The organism is Cohnella lupini (genome assembly GCF_003386205.1).
GTDB classification, from domain to species: Bacteria; Bacillota; Bacilli; order Paenibacillales; family Paenibacillaceae; genus Cohnella; species Cohnella lupini.
In genome coordinates this window covers 89510-104332 of record NZ_QRDY01000006.1, presented here as the reverse complement: position 1 = coordinate 104332, position 14823 = coordinate 89510, and the positions used below count along the sequence as shown (strand labels likewise).

Below are 14823 nucleotides of genomic sequence, written 5' to 3'. Positions count from 1 at the left end.
ACGTTGGACGGACGGAAAGGAAAGTCGTGATGAAACGTAAATTTTCGGATCGAGCCAATTGGCGGAGGATACTGAAGAAGAGCTATGCCTGCATTCCGATGGATGAGCCTCATTTCAGAGGTTTCGTGACGTTGTACCGAATACACGAGCTGCGAGATCCCTTATGGAAGGAATATAACGGACGCCGGATGTGCTTGGCTGATCGCGGCTACCTATGGATGCAGCATTTTCCGCGAGGCGAGCACTTCGTCGTGACGACGATGTTCGACGACAAGGGGCAAGTCGTTCAATGGTATATCGACATTTGCAAAATACAAGGGCTGACGGATCAACAAGTTCCGTGGTTCGATGATTTGTTCTTGGATATCGTGGTTTTGCCGACGGGCGAGAAATTGCTGTTGGATGAGGACGAGCTGGAGGAAGCGTTGGACGAAGGGCAGATCACGCCCCGCGATTCCGCGATGGCGCAGAAAACGGCCGGACGATTAATGGAGTTAATTAATCAGAACAAGTTTCCTTATTTCGACTTGAGCCTGACGCACAGACGATTGTTGCTGGATAAGCTCGGCTGGGAAAAAGGACTGGTTTGATGAAGCGGCTCAAACGGCTCCGGGTATGGGTAGGATTAGCGACGGCCGGGGCGTTAGCTCTGGCCATCTGGTGTTTCGTACTGTATTTGATCATATCGGGATACGAAGGAACACCGAAAGCAGATATTCCCGTTAGTGCCGATGCGGGAATCGTACTGGGCGCGACCTTATGGAATAATGCGCCTAGTCCGGGGTTGCGAGAGAGGTTGGACCTCGGCTTGGAGCTCTATCGCTCGGGAGTTTTCAAGAGCTTCATCGTTACGGGCGGACTCGACGATAACGGAGCGACGTTAACGGAAGCGGAAGGCATGCGCGATTACTTGATGGCGCAAGGCGTGCCCGAGTCGTCCATACTCTTGGATTCGAAGTCCACGAGTACATACGAGAATCTCCTTTTCGCGCGAGACATCATGGAAAGCCGCGATTGGCATAAGTCAGTGATCGTGACGCACGATTATCACGGTTCCCGCGCGGCGGATATCGCCAGGAAATTGGACTATGACCCTGTTCAAGTTCGCGTGACGCGATCCAAGGTGCTTAAAATGTCTTATCATGAGACAAGGGAAGTATTGGCTTACACGAAATGGTTGGTTACGAAAATGTTCCTATGACTATGGATCGGACGATCGGAATACATTGGTATTGCGGCAAATTCGTCGACACAAGCCATATGGGGTGAAGCTTGATGAATGCTAAAGCGAGTACGTCGAACGCAAGGGAAGCTTCGGCCGCTCAGAAAAGACCTTCACGTCAGATTAACGTCATCTTGCGCAATTCGGATCAAGATAACGCGGCATCCGAGAGAGCGAACGCCGCGGATACCTCGGGCGGTATGAGATCCCTGCCTCAATCCGGGCCTTGGTCGGAATGGCAGAAGGAGCTCGACCGTATGGTCGGGCTGGATAATATCAAAGAGCTTGTCTACGAGATATACGCGCTGCTTCAGATCATGCAATACCGCGGCGAAGCCAGCTTGCAGGCTCAAGCGCATGTCTATCATATGATCTTCAAAGGCAATCCCGGAACGGGGAAAACAACCGTCGCCAGGCTGCTCGCCAAGCTGTTCCAGAGTATGGGCCTGCTCGCCAAAGGTCATCTCGTGGAAGTTGAACGGGCGGATCTCGTCGGCGAATATATCGGACATACCGCGCAGAAGACTAGGGAATTGGTCAAAAAAGCTTTAGGCGGCGTACTGTTCGTGGATGAAGCGTATAGCTTGGCGCGGGGCGGAGAAAAGGATTTCGGCAAGGAAGCGATCGACACGCTGGTAAAGGCGATGGAGGATTACAAAAACCAATTCGTGCTTATATTAGCGGGATATACGTTGGAGATCGAGACGTTCATGATGACGAACCCGGGGCTTCCTTCGCGTTTTCCCATCCAGATGGAATTTCCCGATTACACCGTCGATCAGCTTGTTCAAATCGCAGAAGGGATGACTAAGGAACGGGATTATACGTTGCTTCCCCAGACATTGTTCAAGCTAAGGCAGTTGCTGGCTCAGGAGAAGGCGGAAGCCGTTTACGACTTCAGCAATGCCAGATACGTTCGCAACGTGTTGGAGAGGGCTATCCGTTATCAAGCGGTTCGTCTGCTTGGCCAGCATCCGAACGGATCGCCCGGTCGTCAAGAACTGATGGCTTTGCGCCCGGAAGACGTACGAGTTCTGTAAGCATTAGGAGAAAGAGGGTCGTGTATTGAGACAAAGCACATATGAAACCGGAGCCAGCGAGAGGGAGAAAGCGTTGCTCGTTAGCTTGGTAACGGATAAAGTCAAGAAGTCGGGTTCGGATCCGCAGCATTCCGTAGAGGAGCTCGCATCGCTTTCCGACACCGCGGGCGTCGAGGTTATCGATACGATTATGCAAAATCTCGACGTCCCGGACAAGAAAACCTTCGTGGGCAAGGGCAAGGCGCAGGAAATTCGGGCATTGGCCGAACAAACCGGCGCGACGACCGCGATCTTCGATCAAGAGTTATCCGGAGCGCAGGTAAGAAATCTCGAAGAAGCGCTTGATATGAAGATCATTGACAGGACCCAGCTAATCTTGGATATATTCGCGGGCCGCGCGAAAACGCGGGAAGGGATTTTGCAAGTCGAGTTGGCACAACTATCGTATTTACTCCCGAGGCTTTCGGGACACGGGAAAAATTTGTCGCGCTTAGGTGGGGGAATCGGGACGCGCGGACCGGGCGAAACGAAGCTAGAGACTGACCGTCGCCATATTCGGGATAGGATCACGGAGCTTAAACGCCAGCTCGAAACGGTAACGGCTCACCGCAATCTGCATCGCGAGCGCCGGCGTAAAGCGGGCGCGGTTCAAGTCGCTCTTGTCGGCTATACGAATGCGGGCAAGTCGACTTTGCTAAGGCAATTAACGGAGGCGGACGTGCTCGTCGAAGACAAGCTGTTCGCGACTCTCGACCCGACGTCGAGAAACCTGATCCTGCCAAGCGGCAAAGAGATCATCCTAACGGACACGGTCGGATTCATTCAGAACCTTCCCCATGATCTGGTCGCAGCTTTTCGAGCGACTTTGGAGGAAGCCGGCGAAGCCGATCTGCTGCTTCACGTCGTGGATACGTCGTCACCGATGCGAGTCAGGCAACAAAAGGTCGTCGAAGAAGTGCTTCAAGAGCTTGGCGCGGGAGGTAAGCCTACGCTGTTGGTCTATAATAAGATCGATCTCGGCTCGGAAGAGGCACTATCCATGTTGACCGGGGGTGCGGACACGATTCGCGTGAACGCGTTCGTCGAACAGGACTTGCTGAAGCTGCGCGAAGCCATCGAGGATCGAATACTCGGCGATGTCGCGCACTTCCGAATTCCGGCGTCTCGAGGTGATCTAGCCGCGCTCGTGTACAGGGTCGGCGAAGTCGTCGAACAGGAGACGGAGGAAGATTGGCTTCTTCTGACGGTTAGGCTGAACCCCGCCGACATGGAAAAGACAGGCCATGCGTTGGAAACTTACCGCGTAGCGGAGTAAATCGAAGCGTTGAAAGCATCGAAAGGGAGAGCAACATGCAGGACCTCATAGAAGAGAATTTCGAACGGCAGTGGCAGCAATGGGCGGAAGAGGCAGAGGCTCAGATCGAACCGCGATTCCGTTTACTGGATCGGATATCGGAGAAAAATCAATGGAAAGTCATTCAAGCTTTCCGGAAGCATAGAGTAAGCGATTTTCATTTCGCCGCGTCTACCGGCTACGGTTATAACGATAGCGGTCGGGAAGTATTGGATTTGGTGTACGCGGACGTCTTCGGCGCCGAATCCGCCATCGTTAGACCGCATCTGGTATCCGGAACCCATACGATATCCGCGGCTCTATTCGGCTGCTTGCGTCCGGGGGACGAACTGTTGTTCGTAACCGGCAAGCCTTACGATACTTTGCACAAGGTTATCGGCAAGCCGGGCGACGGATTGGGCTCGCTTGCCGATTGGGGAATACATACGAAGTTCGTTCCACTGCTCGCCGATGGGAACGTGGATTGGGACGGCGTTTCGTCCGCGATGACGGAGCGTACGAAAGTGTTCGCCATTCAGCGTTCGAGAGGATACGAATGGAGAGCCTCCTTCACGGTCGACCAGATCGGGGAAATGGTCGAACGAATCAAGTCCATGAGTCCGGAAGGCATCGTATTCGCGGACAATTGTTACGGAGAGTTCACCGAAGAGAGAGAGCCTACGGAAGTGGGCGTCGATCTGATCGCGGGATCCTTGATCAAGAATCCCGGAGGCGGACTGGCCACGAGCGGGGGATATATCGCCGGCAAGAAACGCTTAGTGGAGCTGGCGGCTTATCGGATGACCGCACCAGGGATCGGAGGGGAAGTCGGAGCCATGCTCGGGACAACTAGGTCGATTTTTCAAGGTCTGTTCATGGCGCCTTTGCTAGTCGGACAAGCCGTTAAAGGGAGCGTATTCGCATCGTCGGTTTTTGCGAAGCTTGGCTTCGAAACGCATCCGCGCTGGGATGACCCGCGGACGGATCTTATTCAAGCCATCCGTTTCGGAGCAGCCGAGCCCTTGATACATTTCGTTCAATCGATTCAGAAAGCAGCCGCCGTCGATGCCCATGCCGTACCGGAGCCGTGGGACATGCCCGGCTACGAGCACCCGGTTATCATGGCTGCCGGTACGTTCATTCAAGGCGGCAGCTTGGAGCTGTCGGCTGATGCCCCTGTACGCGAACCGTACATAGCGTACATGCAAGGAGGCCTCACGTACGCTCATGTGAAGTTTGCGGTTAAACAGGCTTTGGCGGAGTTCCGAAAACGCGGATATCTGTGAACATTATTGCGAGAAAACCTTACATGCCTTGACATGTTTTTGTAGCAAGGGTACAATGAAAGTGATTTCAATTACAACAAGTTAAGTTGGAAGGTTGGTATGACATGGGCGACGAGATTCGCAGGAATATGGCGTTGTTTCCGATTGGCATCGTAATGAAGCTAACCGACCTGACAGCCCGCCAAATTCGCTACTACGAACAACACGAACTGATTCAGCCGGCTCGAACCGACGGCAACCAACGTTTGTTTTCTTTTAACGACGTCGAACGCTTGATGGAAATCAAGTCCTTGATCGAGAAGGGCGTCAATATTGCGGGAATCAAGCAAGTGATGAATCCGGTTGGGGAAGACGAGAACGACGGCACGATCATCAACGAAGTTTCCGAGGTCAAGAGACGGGAAATGAGCGATTCGCAGCTTCATCGCATGCTTAAACAACAACTAATGACGGGTAAACGCCCAGGCCAGGTTTCCTTGATTCAAGGCGAGCTTTCACGGTTTTTCAAAAACAAATAAAAATCCATAAGATGCATTCTAGGAGGCTGTCATGACCTATACTCGCGAAGACATTACCCGGATTGCCAAAGAACAGAACGTACGGTTCATTCGATTGCAATTTACGGATTTGCTCGGTTCGATCAAGAACGTGGAAATTCCGGTAAGCCAGTTGGAAAAAGCGCTGGATAATAAGATGATGTTCGACGGATCTTCCATCGAAGGTTATGTTCGTATCGAAGAGTCGGATATGTATCTTTATCCCGATCTCAGCACTTGGGTCGTATTCCCTTGGGTAACTGAGAATAGGGTTGCTCGACTAATCTGCGACATTTACATGCCGGACGGCACTCCGTTCGCCGGAGATCCGCGCGGCATTCTGAAGCGCGCGCTTCAAGAAGCCGAAGATCTTGGTTATTCGACGATGAACGTCGGTCCAGAACCGGAATTTTTCTTATTCCAAACGGACGATAAAGGCAACCCGACAATGGAACTTAACGATCAAGGCGGATATTTTGACTTGGCTCCTACGGATCTGGGCGAAAATTGCCGTCGCGATATCGTATTGATGCTAGAAGAAATGGGTTTCGAAATCGAAGCGTCCCACCACGAAGTAGCACCGGGTCAACACGAGATCGACTTTAAATACGCGCCGGCTATCAAGGCTGCCGATCAGATTCAAACGTTCAAGCTCGTCGTTAAGACGATCGCCCGTCAGCATGGCTTGCATGCTACATTCATGCCTAAGCCATTGTTCGGAATGAACGGTTCGGGCATGCATTGCCACCAATCGTTGTTCCGCGGAAACGAGAACGCGTTCTTCGATCCGAACGACAAGCTGGGCTTGAGCAACGTCGCACGCCATTATATGGCCGGTATTCTGAGACATGCTCGCGGAATCGCCGCGATCACGAATCCGACCGTTAACTCTTACAAACGTCTTGTGCCAGGTTATGAAGCGCCTTGCTACGTGGCATGGTCCGCAAGCAATCGCAGTCCGATGATCCGGATTCCGGCATCGCGCGGATTGAGCACGCGTATCGAGGTTCGTAATCCGGATCCTGCCGCCAATCCTTACTTAGCGCTCGCCGTTATGTTGAAGGCAGGTTTAGATGGAATCAACAACAAAATGGCGATTCCTGCTCCGGTTGATCGCAATATTTACGTGATGAGCGAAGAAGAGCGTCAAGACGCGGGTATCCCGAGCTTGCCGATTAACCTCAAGGAAGCATTGGCCGAGTTGCTTCGCGACGACGTGATGTGCGACGCTTTGGGCGATCACGCTCTTAGCCATTTCTACGAGCTTAAGGAAATCGAGTGGGATATGTACCGGACGCAAGTTCACCAATGGGAACGCGATCAGTATTTGACGATGTATTAAGCCATATAGAGAAAGCGAATCCCTCGGCGATATTATGCCGAGGGATTTTTGTTGATGGCCCGGATTGTTCGTAATTTCCGCCGCATAAGCTTGGATACGAAAACAAGGCAGCCTCCCGAAGGGGAGGCTGCCTTGTTGGCCGTTCATAATGAAAGTTACATGAAAGAACGAATTAAGCCGATGACCTTGCCCAGAATGCTAACGTTCGGCAAGCGGATGGGCTGCATGCTGGAATTCTCCGGTTGAAGACGAATGTGATCGCGTTCCTTGTAGAAGGTCTTCACGGTCGCTTCATTTTCTTCCGTCATTGCGACAACGATGTCGCCGTTATTGGCCGTAGGCTGCTGACGAACGATTACGTAATCGCCATCGTGAATTCCGGCTTCAATCATACTGTCGCCCATAACGGAAAGCATGAAGACCGGTTGATCGCCGACCATATTAATAGGCAACGGATAATACTCTTCGATGTTCTCGGTGGCGGTGATCGGTATTCCGGCCGTTACTTTCCCGAGTAAAGGCACGGGACGAACGGAAGAAGAAATCCGGTACACGGAATCGTCATCGTCTCCGAGAATTTCGATTGCGCGAGGTTTCGTGGGATCGCGTCGGATCAAGCCTTTCTTCTCCAAACGGTCCAGGTGACCGTGGACGGTCGAACTGGAAGCTAATCCAACGGCTTCGCCGATTTCCCGGACGGAAGGAGGATACCCTTTGTCGCGTACTTCGTTCTTAATGAATTCGAGTATGGAATTCTGGCGATTGGACATCTTGGACACGCCAAGCCCTCCCTATGTATAAGTTCATGATGACAAATTATAACACAGAACTCGAGTTCGTACAAACATTCGTTCTACAGAACATTTGTTCCAATATTTGTTGACAGGTACATACGTTCGTGTTACGATGTTACCAGAACAAATGTTTGGGGTGAACTTAATGGTGCATTCATGGGTAACGGTTGGCTCGGCTCCTGTATCATCTATACATAAATCTGCTCCTTATAAGTCTGGGCGTATTAAGACTCATCGTGCTTTTTCCACGATCAATTTGAAGCTTGCTAGAAGCTTGTTCTTTCTGTTCGCTTTCCTTCTTCTGTTCAGCGGATTCACGCTTATGCATACTTTTGCTTCTACGAACGAAATCGCTCCCGTTAAGGCAGAGGAAATCGTCATTTCAGTCGATTCCGGAGAAACGCTTTGGGAATTAGCCAGAACTTATAAGTCCGACAAGATGGATACCCGTGAAGCCGTTCATTTAATATCCAAACGTAATGGTCTATCTTCTTCGGCCGTTAAGTCCGGACAGTCGATCATTATTCCGAGCAAGATATTGCCCTAACCTTAATCTTACAACTTTTCCAGACCGGGATAACCCGGTCTTTTTTGTGCGTTCGCTTTTCTTGACAACCTATCCGGTGAAATGGCAAAGTAGAGGAGGTAATGAAAGGAGAGTGAAATCACGGTGGAAATGGATAAATTGATTAGCCGTATTAACGAATTATCCCGTAAAAACAAATCCGAAGGATTGACCGAAAGCGAACTGGAAGAACGCGAGGTTCTGCGTCGGCAATATCTAGCTATTTTCAAGCAAAATTTCCGTCAGGAGCTTGATCGTATAGAAATCGTCGATGAAAATACGAACGATAACGAACCTGGAATAAAGCATTAACGTTGACAACGAATCGCGGTCTACAAAGTACCCGATTTTTTGCATAAAGTTAACGAAGGTTCGCCGAACGTGTTAGGCGGACAGTCGAACATTAGGAGGAAACATATGTCCCGCTCGTGGGAACGAATGGTCGAGAAAAACTCTAAACAAATCAACAAGCGTCGCAGAAAAGAAGGCAAGAAGGGGATAAGCCCCAACGCGCCGCAAATCGACCGGTTTCGCGGTCGGAATTACATCGTTCCTTCCTTACTTCTCATGCTCATTATCCTTTACGTTACCTTGGCTCAACCTTGGTCCGATAGCTTCATGCAGGATCAGACGTTATTCTGGGTAACGATAGGTTGTTACGTCGTACTCGCCGTGTTCTATTATTTCCGACGACCATACCTGGCCGTCACTCGCGATACCCTTGAGACCCGCAAATTCACGGGCTATAAAACGCTGCGCCCGACAGAAATTCGTAAAATATCGATTCAACCGGGGTACGTGATCATAGAGACGATCAAAGGCGCAAGCTGGGTTTTCTCGCGGTTAATGCATCGTTATCCATTGGAGAGAATGAGCGAGAGACTTAAAACGTACTCGGAGCTTCATCATATCGATTGGGAAGTAAAGACAAAGTGAGGAGAAAGCGTCATGTCGGTTAAGGCGGTTTTGTTCGATTTGGACGATACTTTATTATGGGATGACCGTAGCGTGGCCGAAGCTTTCCGGGATACTTGCCGTATGGCAGCGGAAGCGGAGGGCGTGAACGAAGCGGAGCTGGAAGCTGCCGTTCGACGCGAAGCAAGAGCATTATACGAAACATACGAGACATATGGATTTACACAAATGATCGGGATTAATCCTTTCGAAGCGTTGTGGGGGAAATTCGAGCGCGGAGATCACCCGATGTTCCGCAAGTTGCAGCAATTAGCCCCGGAGTACCGGGTTAGCGCATGGACGAATGGTTTAGCCTCGCTTGGCATCGATAATCCCGAATTAGGCCGCCGATTGGCGGAGAGCTTTCCCGCTCAACGCCGTAACCTGAAGTACGTATACGAAGAAACATTCTCCGTATTGGACGAGCTTAAAGGATCGTATAAGCTACTGCTGTTAACGAACGGTTCCCCGGATCTGCAGCAGGAGAAATTGGACGGCATGCCTGACTTAATCCCGTATTTCGATTCCATCGTCATCTCCGGAAATTTCGGAGAAGGTAAACCATCCTCTAAGCTATTCGAGCACGCATTGGAGCAAATCGGAATTTCGGCGAACGAAGGTATTATGGTCGGGGACAAGCTTACGACAGACATACTCGGAGCGAACCGCATCGGTATGACCTCCGTCTGGATCAATCGCCATGGCGCTGTCCGGAACGACGAAATCATTCCAACTTACGAGATTCGATCATTGTCGGAGATCCCTTCGTTACTTCTGAAGCTATAATGCACTTATAGCAATCAATCTGTAAGCCCTCTATTGATAAGAGGGTTTTTTGTCGTTCGTTAATCCTCTCCGCAGGACCAGATTTTACAAATTAGATACAAGTGGTAATCAAATGGTTACATCGGACCATTAAAGTAAAGCAGCAGGGTTGTGAAAGCAACAGCCCGAAAATCGGCGAGTTTGAAAGGTGAGGAAATCGTTTTGGAGTCGTTCGAGAGATTATATAACGAATATTCAACCGATATTTACAAATACGTATATTATAAAACAGGGAATAAATGGGATGCGGAGGATGTGGTCAGCGACACGTTCCGCAAAGCTTTCGTGAATTTTCCCGGTCTGAGGAACGATCAGAACGTCAGATCATGGTTGATGACGATTGCGCGCAATACGTTGATCGATCATTTTCGCAGAAGGAAAAATTTCGTATCGTTGGAGGATGCGGGAGAGTTCTTGATGGTACCGGATTCGATCTTGATGCAATTAGAAAGAGAATTCGATAACGAACGCTTAAAGTTCGCTTTGAATCGTCTTCCCGAGGACGAGCGCGTGATCGTGAATCTCAAGTATTTACAAGGATTGAAGTATCGGGAGATTGGGGACATGATCGGCAAATCGGAAGAAACAGCTAAAATGAAGTCTTATCGCGCATTGAGGAAGCTGAGGAAATGGTTAGGCGGCTTGGATATCAATTCGGATAGAATCGCGTTAGCTAATTAACAAAGGAAAAAGCGTCCACCCGGGACGCTTTTTCGTTGAAATGATGATTAACGGTTCTATTACTTAACGAAGGACGGATCTTCGAACGGATCGGCGACCCAGCCTGCCGGCTCGATGAATAATCGAACGGCTACGATAGCTTTGTTATCCATCAAAGTGAAGAAGTGAGGTTGGCCTTCCGGAACGGATATAACGTCTCCAACCGTTAGCTCTACATCGAAGTAACCGGTCTCCTCGTCGCCCTTGATGATGAAGATTCCGCGACCGGCGGTGATGGCACGTACTTCATCTTCCGTATGCGTATGCACTTGTTCGAACTTCTTCAGAATTTCGGGCAGATTAGGCGTGTTCTCGGAAAGGGCGACGATATCCCAAACCTTGTACCCGCGGCGTCCGGCGATTTCGCGAATTTCTTCGTCGTAAGTAGCAAGAATCGCGCTCTTATCGTCGTCGGAGAGGGTGAATTTATTATGAAGATGCTCTGGAAGTTTGGAGGCGTCCCAGTGCTCGTACAAGACGTTTTGTTTGGTCAGAAACTCCAGCACTTGGTCCTCGTTTTCGATTCGTTCGTTCGTATTGCGTATCCGAATGTGCGCCATAGTTAATTCCTCTTTTCCCAATATGAATTTATGCCTTTTATTATAGTCCAATTGCTATTTGCTGTCGACTGTGTACCTTTTCGTCCCGATGGGATTCTGGTACTATAGAGTTTAATGACTTGACAGACAGGGGAAGAGACTATAATTATGACTTTAACGCAAACCAAACCGTCTCTGCAAGAGGCTTTAAACTCGCGAATCCTTATTCTGGACGGAGCCATGGGAACGATGATCCAACAGGCGAACCTGACGGCGGACGATTTCGGCAGCGACGATATGGACGGTTGCAACGAAATCCTCGTTTTGACGCGTCCGGACGTCATTTCCGGCATACACGAGGCTTATCTTGCTGCCGGTTCGGATATTATCGAAACGAATACCTTCGGCGCGACCGCGATCGTATTGGCGGAATACGATATCCCTGAGAAAGCCAGGGAGATCAATCTAGCGGCAGCCAAGCTGGCAAGAGAGGCTTGCGACAAGTACTCTACTCCCGATAAGCCGAGATTCGTGGCCGGCGCGTTAGGTCCGACGACGAAGACGTTATCGGTTACGGGCGGAGTTACCTTCGATCAGCTCGTTCAGGATTACGAGGAACAGGTGCTTGCACTGATGGATGGGAACGTCGACTGCATCCTGATCGAGACATGCCAGGACACGCTGAACGTGAAGGCGGCGAGCATCGGAGTTCGTCATGCTTTCAATAAGAAAGGCTATGAGCTACCGATCATGATCAGCGGAACGATCGAACCGATGGGAACGACGCTCGCGGGTCAAAGCATCGAATCCTTCTACATCTCGTTGGAGCATCTTAAGCCGATTTCCATGGGACTCAACTGCGCGACCGGTCCCGAATTCATGCGCGATCATATCCGTACTTTATCCGGCTTAGCCGATGCGGCCGTCAGCTGTTATCCGAACGCGGGGTTGCCGGATGAGAACGGTCATTATCATGAATCTCCCGAATCATTAGCTAAGAAGCTGAAGGGATTCGCCGAGCAAGGTTGGATCAATATTGCCGGAGGCTGTTGCGGAACGACTCCGGCTCATATCGCGGCCATGGCGGATGTCATGAAAGACATCGCTCCTCGCCGAATCGCGGGAGAGCATCCTCCGGCGGTTTCCGGCATCGAAACGGTGTACATCGAGGAAGACAACCGTCCGATCATGATCGGGGAACGAACGAACATCTCGGGTTCCCGCAAGTTTAAGCGACTGATCCAGGAAGGCAAGTTCGACGAAGCTTCCGATATCGCCCGCGCGCAAGTTAAAGGCGGAGCCCACGTCATCGATATTAACCTTCAGGATACCGATATCGACGAGGCTTACGCGGTCAACCAATTCCTTCCCATGGTCACGAAGAAAATCAAAGTGCCGCTCATGCTGGATTCGACTTACGATCATATCATCGAGCTTGGCCTGAAATACTCGCAAGGCAAGGCGATTATTAACTCCATTAACCTAGAAGACGGAGAATCGAAATTCGAACAAATTCTTCCCCTCATTCATCAATACGGAGCCGCCGTCGTATGCATTCTGATCGACGAACGCGGGCAAGCCGTGACCCGGCAGGCGAAGATGGAAGTCGCGTCAAGGTCCTACGAGCTATTAACTGAGAAGTACGGGATGAATCCCGAAGACATCATTTTCGATCCGAATATGTTCCCGGTCGGTTCCGGAGATCCGCAATATATCGGTTCCGCCGTCGAGACGATCGAGGGCATTCGTATGATCAAGGAGAAGTACCCCAAAGCGAAGACGATACTCGGTCTTAGTAACATATCGTTCGGATTGCCCGACGCCGGGCGCGAGGTGCTGAATTCCGTGTACCTCTATCATTGCACGAAGGCAGGGCTGGATTACGCCATCGTGAACACGGAGAAGCTGGAGAGATACGCCTCCATTCCGGAAGAGGAACGCTTGCTTGCGGAACGGCTTATTTACGATACGAACGACGAGACTCTGGCCGAGTTCGTAGCCGCGTTCCGCGACAAGAAGCTGCAGAAGAAAGAGAAGTTAACGAACCAAACTCTCGAGGAGCGGCTTTCCGGATACGTAGTCGAGGGCAGCAAGGACGGTCTGATCGCCGATCTCGACGAGGCGCTGGGCAAGTACGCCCCGCTTGATATCATCAACGGCCCGCTGATGAAAGGGATGGAAGAGGTCGGGCGTTTGTTCAACAACAACGAACTCATCGTCGCGGAAGTTCTTCAGAGCGCGGAGGTCATGAAAGCCTCGGTCGCACAGCTCGAGCCTCACATGCTGAAGAACGAATCGGCGGTCAAAGGGAAAATTCTGCTCGCCACCGTCAAAGGCGACGTCCATGATATCGGCAAAAACCTCGTGGAGATCATTCTGTCCAACAACGGGTACAAAATCATAAATCTCGGCATTAAAGTACCGCCGGACCAAATCATAGAGGCTGCCCGCAGGGAGAGCCCCGACGCGATCGGATTGTCGGGCTTGCTCGTTAAATCCGCGCAGCAGATGGTCATCACGGCCCAGGATTTACGGTCCGCTGGAATCGATGCGCCCATACTCGTAGGAGGCGCCGCGCTTACGCGTAAATTCACCAAAAACAGAATAGCTCCGGAATACGACGGGATCGTGCTATATGCCAAGGACGCGATGGACGGCCTTGATATCGCCAATAAATTGAACGATCCCGGTCATCGCGCCCGGATCATCGAGGAACATTGGGCGGCGCAAGCCGCGCTGGCGGAAGAAGAGGCGAAACCGAAGCAAGAGCTTCCCGAGCTGACGAGGGCAAGACGCTCGAACATTTCCGCCGATGCGCCGATCTTTACTCCGCCGGATTACGATCGCCACGTATTGCGCGATTATCCGATGTCCCATGTCCTTCCATATGTGAACCTGCAAATGCTTCTAGGACATCACTTGGGCTTGAAGGGGAACGTCGAAGAGCTTCTTGCCGCGGGAGACGAGAGAACCGTAAACCTGAAGGAAACGGTCGACGATATCATGAAGCAGTCGCAGTCTCAAGGCTGGTTGAACCCGCAAGCGATGTATAGGTACTTCCCGGCGCAATCGGAAGGCAACGATATTATCATCTACGATCCGGCGGACATGACCAAGGTGTTGAAACGGTTCACGTTCCCTCGCCAGCAAGTCGAGCCGTTCCTCTGCCTTGCGGATTTTCTAAAATCCGTGGAGAGCGGAATTATGGACAGCGTCGGATTCCTAGTCGTAACGGCCGGACAAGGGGCCAGGGAGCAAGGAGAAAAGTGGAAGGAAAGCGGAGATTATCTTCGCTCCCATGCTCTGCTTGCGACGGCTCTTGAAGTCGCGGAAGGACTCGCGGAGCGCGTGCATCAGATCATGAGGGACAGCTGGGGATTCCCTGATCCGGCCGATATGACGATGAAGAAGAGATTCGGAGCTCGTTACCAGGGCATCCGCGTGTCGTTCGGATATCCCGCTTGTCCGGACTTAGAAGACCAAGGCCCGTTATTCGAATTGATGAAGCCCGAGGATATCGGTATTCATCTAACGGAAGGATTCATGATGGAGCCGGAAGCCTCCGTGTCCGCCATGGTGTTCGCGCACCCGGAAGCGCAATACTTCAACGTGGAGAAAGTATAAGAAACGAACACCGATCCCCGAATGAACCGAGCTTAACGGCTCG

At 51.1% G+C, this 14823-nt stretch carries 15 protein-coding genes; 13 read left to right on the top strand and 2 right to left on the bottom strand.

Annotated elements, in window-relative coordinates; genetic code table 11:
* Positions 1 to 29: 29 nt before the first annotated feature.
* The 7 genes from DFP95_RS12830 (at position 30) to glnA (ending at position 6759) form a co-directional block, all read left to right on the top strand.
* Positions 30 to 590: a ribonuclease FAU-1 family protein gene (locus tag DFP95_RS12830; RefSeq protein WP_115993208.1), complete on the top strand. Its 561-nt coding sequence runs from the start codon at positions 30 to 32 to the stop codon at positions 588 to 590.
* Positions 590 to 1201, top strand: coding sequence for a YdcF family protein (locus DFP95_RS12825; protein WP_115993031.1), 612 nt, complete (start codon positions 590 to 592; stop codon positions 1199 to 1201). Before DFP95_RS12830 ends, DFP95_RS12825 begins: the two co-directional genes overlap by 1 nt.
* 74 nt (positions 1202 to 1275) lie before the next feature.
* Positions 1276 to 2262 (top strand): AAA family ATPase, encoded by a 987-nt coding sequence (locus DFP95_RS12820; protein ID WP_115993030.1) that lies wholly within the window; start codon positions 1276 to 1278, stop codon positions 2260 to 2262.
* A gap of 25 nt (positions 2263 to 2287) precedes the next feature.
* Positions 2288 to 3577: a GTPase HflX gene (gene hflX, locus DFP95_RS12815; RefSeq protein ID WP_115993029.1), complete on the top strand. Its 1290-nt coding sequence runs from the start codon at positions 2288 to 2290 to the stop codon at positions 3575 to 3577.
* 35 nt (positions 3578 to 3612) lie between these two features.
* Complete coding sequence (locus DFP95_RS12810) at positions 3613 to 4881, top strand: methionine gamma-lyase family protein (RefSeq protein WP_115993028.1); 1269 nt, start codon at positions 3613 to 3615, stop codon at positions 4879 to 4881.
* Positions 4882 to 4985: 104 nt separating this feature from the next.
* Entirely contained in the window at positions 4986 to 5399 is a 414-nt protein-coding gene (locus DFP95_RS12805) for a MerR family transcriptional regulator (protein WP_115993027.1), read from the top strand.
* A gap of 31 nt (positions 5400 to 5430) precedes the next feature.
* On the top strand, positions 5431 to 6759 hold the full coding sequence (gene glnA, locus DFP95_RS12800) for a type I glutamate--ammonia ligase (protein WP_115993026.1): 1329 nt from the start codon (positions 5431 to 5433) through the stop codon (positions 6757 to 6759).
* Between the two features lie 155 nt (positions 6760 to 6914).
* Here glnA and lexA read toward each other — a convergent pair whose 3' ends face one another.
* The gene (gene lexA / locus DFP95_RS12795; RefSeq protein WP_115993025.1) at positions 6915 to 7538 is read right to left on the bottom strand and encodes a transcriptional repressor LexA; all 624 of its coding nucleotides are present in this window, start codon (positions 7536 to 7538) and stop codon (positions 6915 to 6917) included.
* 160 nt (positions 7539 to 7698) lie between these two features.
* On the opposite strand from lexA, the gene yneA reads away from it, so the two are divergent.
* From yneA to DFP95_RS12770, 5 genes are all read left to right on the top strand, one after another.
* Complete coding sequence (yneA, locus tag DFP95_RS29375) at positions 7699 to 8100, top strand: cell division suppressor protein YneA (RefSeq protein ID WP_245987625.1); 402 nt, start codon at positions 7699 to 7701, stop codon at positions 8098 to 8100.
* A gap of 129 nt (positions 8101 to 8229) precedes the next feature.
* Complete coding sequence (locus tag DFP95_RS12785) at positions 8230 to 8430, top strand: DUF896 domain-containing protein (RefSeq protein ID WP_425453280.1); 201 nt, start codon at positions 8230 to 8232, stop codon at positions 8428 to 8430.
* Positions 8431 to 8535: 105 nt separating this feature from the next.
* The gene (locus DFP95_RS12780; protein WP_115993023.1) at positions 8536 to 9054 is read left to right on the top strand and encodes a hypothetical protein; all 519 of its coding nucleotides are present in this window, start codon (positions 8536 to 8538) and stop codon (positions 9052 to 9054) included.
* Between the two features lie 12 nt (positions 9055 to 9066).
* Entirely contained in the window at positions 9067 to 9858 is a 792-nt protein-coding gene (locus DFP95_RS12775) for an HAD family hydrolase (RefSeq protein ID WP_115993022.1), read from the top strand.
* A 201-nt stretch (positions 9859 to 10059) separates the two neighbouring features.
* The gene (locus tag DFP95_RS12770) at positions 10060 to 10578 is read left to right on the top strand and encodes an RNA polymerase sigma factor (RefSeq protein WP_181907384.1); all 519 of its coding nucleotides are present in this window, start codon (positions 10060 to 10062) and stop codon (positions 10576 to 10578) included.
* Positions 10579 to 10637: 59 nt separating this feature from the next.
* Here the strand turns inward: DFP95_RS12770 and DFP95_RS12765 are convergent, their stop codons facing one another.
* Entirely contained in the window at positions 10638 to 11177 is a 540-nt protein-coding gene (locus tag DFP95_RS12765) for a cupin domain-containing protein (protein ID WP_115993020.1), read from the bottom strand.
* A 147-nt stretch (positions 11178 to 11324) separates the two neighbouring features.
* Between DFP95_RS12765 and metH the strand changes: the two genes are divergently transcribed.
* Complete coding sequence (metH, locus tag DFP95_RS12760) at positions 11325 to 14780, top strand: methionine synthase (protein WP_115993019.1); 3456 nt, start codon at positions 11325 to 11327, stop codon at positions 14778 to 14780.
* Positions 14781 to 14823 lie beyond the last annotated feature (43 nt).

Excerpts from the sequence above, each read along its gene's own strand:
- DFP95_RS12810 (WP_115993028.1), top strand. The coding sequence starts at position 3,613 with ATGCAGGACCTCATAGAAGAGAATTTCGAACGGCAGTGGCAGCAATGG.
- DFP95_RS12785 (WP_425453280.1), top strand. The coding sequence starts at position 8,230 with ATGGATAAATTGATTAGCCGTATTAACGAATTATCCCGTAAAAACAAA.
- metH (WP_115993019.1), top strand. The coding sequence starts at position 11,325 with ATGACTTTAACGCAAACCAAACCGTCTCTGCAAGAGGCTTTAAACTCG.
- yneA (WP_245987625.1), top strand. The coding sequence starts at position 7,699 with ATGGTGCATTCATGGGTAACGGTTGGCTCGGCTCCTGTATCATCTATA.
- DFP95_RS12805 (WP_115993027.1), top strand. The coding sequence starts at position 4,986 with ATGGGCGACGAGATTCGCAGGAATATGGCGTTGTTTCCGATTGGCATC.
- DFP95_RS12775 (WP_115993022.1), top strand. The coding sequence starts at position 9,067 with ATGTCGGTTAAGGCGGTTTTGTTCGATTTGGACGATACTTTATTATGG.
- DFP95_RS12830 (WP_115993208.1), top strand. The coding sequence starts at position 30 with ATGAAACGTAAATTTTCGGATCGAGCCAATTGGCGGAGGATACTGAAG.
- DFP95_RS12765 (WP_115993020.1), bottom strand. The coding sequence starts at position 11,177 with ATGGCGCACATTCGGATACGCAATACGAACGAACGAATCGAAAACGAG.
- DFP95_RS12825 (WP_115993031.1), top strand. The coding sequence starts at position 590 with ATGAAGCGGCTCAAACGGCTCCGGGTATGGGTAGGATTAGCGACGGCC.
- glnA (WP_115993026.1), top strand. The coding sequence starts at position 5,431 with ATGACCTATACTCGCGAAGACATTACCCGGATTGCCAAAGAACAGAAC.
- DFP95_RS12780 (WP_115993023.1), top strand. The coding sequence starts at position 8,536 with ATGTCCCGCTCGTGGGAACGAATGGTCGAGAAAAACTCTAAACAAATC.
- DFP95_RS12820 (WP_115993030.1), top strand. The coding sequence starts at position 1,276 with ATGAATGCTAAAGCGAGTACGTCGAACGCAAGGGAAGCTTCGGCCGCT.